Raw genomic sequence first — 1,829 nt, 5'->3', positions numbered from 1 at the left:
GGTTGTAGGCAATCCCGAAGTACTCGTGGAAGGTCTGCATGCCTTCGGCGGCGGTGCGGTCGAACGACAGCCCGAAGAACGTCGGCTTGGGAATGCTGCTGATACCGTTGGGGCCACCGGTGATATCGGTGAGGTTACGCAGGAACAGGCGAATGATTTCGCCGAAGCCCAGGGTCACGATGGCCAGGTAGTCACCGCGCAGGCGCAGCACCGGGAAGCCCAGCAGGAAGCCGAACGTGGCCGCCGCCATACCCGCCAATGGCAGGCAGATCCAGAAGCTCCAGCCCAGGTAATGCGAGAGCAGCGCGTAGGTATAGGCACCCACGGCGTAGAAGCCCACATAACCCAGGTCGAGCAGGCCTGCCAGGCCCACCACGATGTTCAGGCCCAGGCCCAGCAACACGTAGATCAGGATCAGCGTGGCAATGTCGACCGCGCCGCGCGAGCCGAAGAACGGCCAGATCAGCGCCGCGATGATCAACCCGATGATGATGTAGCGCTGGGTGCGCGGCAGGGTCAGAAATTGGCTGACCTTGGGCGACACCAACGGGCCACGGTTGCCCTTGAACAAGGCACCGACCTGCTGGGTGAACAGTACACGCAGGAACATTAGCACCGAACACAGGGCGATGACGGTCAGGGTCACAGGCCCGGTGCCGTGCACCTCCAGGTTGATGCCGACAATGCTCAGCTTGAGGCCGAGTACCGGGAAGGCCACGGCCCACACCAGCAAGGCGCTGAAAAACGCCGATTTAAGATATCTGCTCATACTTTCTCAACCTCCGGACGGCCCAGGATGCCGGTCGGACGGAACAACAACACCAGAACCAACAGGCCGAACGCGACGACATCCTTGTACTGGTCACCGAAGATATCGGCGCCAAAGGCTTCGGCCACACCCAGCACCAGCCCGCCGAGCATGGCGCCCGGAATGCTGCCGATGCCGCCCAATACCGCAGCGGTAAAGGCCTTGAGGCCCACCAGGAAGCCGGCGTTGGGGTTGATCACGCCGTATTGCATGCTCAGCAACACGGCCGCCACGGCCGCCAGCGCAGCACCAATGACGAAGGTCAGGGCGATGATGTTGTTGGTGTTGATGCCCAGCAGGTTGGCCATCTTGATGTCTTCGGCGCAGGCCCGGCAGGCGCGCCCCAGACGGGAGCGGGAGATGAACAGCGTCAGGCCCAGCATGGCCACCAGGGTGACCACGAAAACCAGAATCTGCATGTACGAAATCAGCACTTCTTGTGCGCCACCCGGGCCGAAGGAAATGCTCCCCGGAATCAGGTTGGGAATGGACTTGTCCTTGGAGTCCTGGGACAGCAATACAGTGTTCTGCAGGAAAATCGACATGCCGATCGCGGAAATCAGCGGGATCAAACGGTTGCTGCCCCGCAGGGGGCGGTAGGCAACCCGCTCGATGCTGTAGCCATAGGCACTGGTTACGATGATCGACGCCAGGAACGCAGCGGTCATCAATAGCGGCAGGGAGTGGATCCCCATCATGGCCAGCCCGGCAAGGGCAATGAAGGCCACGTAGGAACCAATCATGTACACCTCGCCATGGGCGAAGTTGATCATTCCAATGATGCCGTAAACCATTGTGTAGCCAATGGCTATCAAGGCATAGGTGCTGCCAATGGTCAGGCCATTAACCAGCTGTTGGAAAAAATGATAGATCTCAGGCATTACAGCGCTCCTAAAAACCCGATACGCATTTCACTGGTGGAGTCATTTCCGGCTCGGTGCCCTGTTCTGTGACCAGGTTGCACAAAGCGTTTGCCAGCGAACCGCTGGTGACGGTTTTAAGATTTTCAGGTGAGCCAGCG

The 1,829-nt window shown here is 59.8% G+C and carries 2 protein-coding genes; both read right to left on the bottom strand.

All coding sequences use genetic code 11. From position 1 onward, the window contains the following. Positions 1-769: DUF3382 domain-containing protein (locus BKD70_RS23095; protein WP_139145814.1), on the bottom strand; the 769-nt coding region annotated here is incomplete at its 3' end. Next, on the bottom strand, positions 766-1,689 hold the full coding sequence (livH, locus tag BKD70_RS23090) for a high-affinity branched-chain amino acid ABC transporter permease LivH (protein ID WP_003193535.1): 924 nt from the start codon (positions 1,687-1,689) through the stop codon (positions 766-768). The genes livH and BKD70_RS23095, both read right to left, overlap by 4 nt. Positions 1,690-1,829 lie beyond the last annotated feature (140 nt).

It is taken from the genome of Pseudomonas sp. BS-2016, from assembly GCF_001806145.1.
GTDB classification, from domain to species: domain Bacteria; phylum Pseudomonadota; class Gammaproteobacteria; order Pseudomonadales; family Pseudomonadaceae; genus Aquipseudomonas; species Aquipseudomonas lundensis.
The sequence above is the reverse complement of the archived record's forward strand: the minus strand, read 5'-3'. Positions and strand labels throughout refer to the sequence as shown.

What these genes read in the sequence shown, in the direction of transcription:
- livH (WP_003193535.1), bottom strand. Translation starts at nt 1,689, where the DNA reads ATGCCTGAGATCTATCATTTTTTCCAACAGCTGGTTAATGGCCTGACC.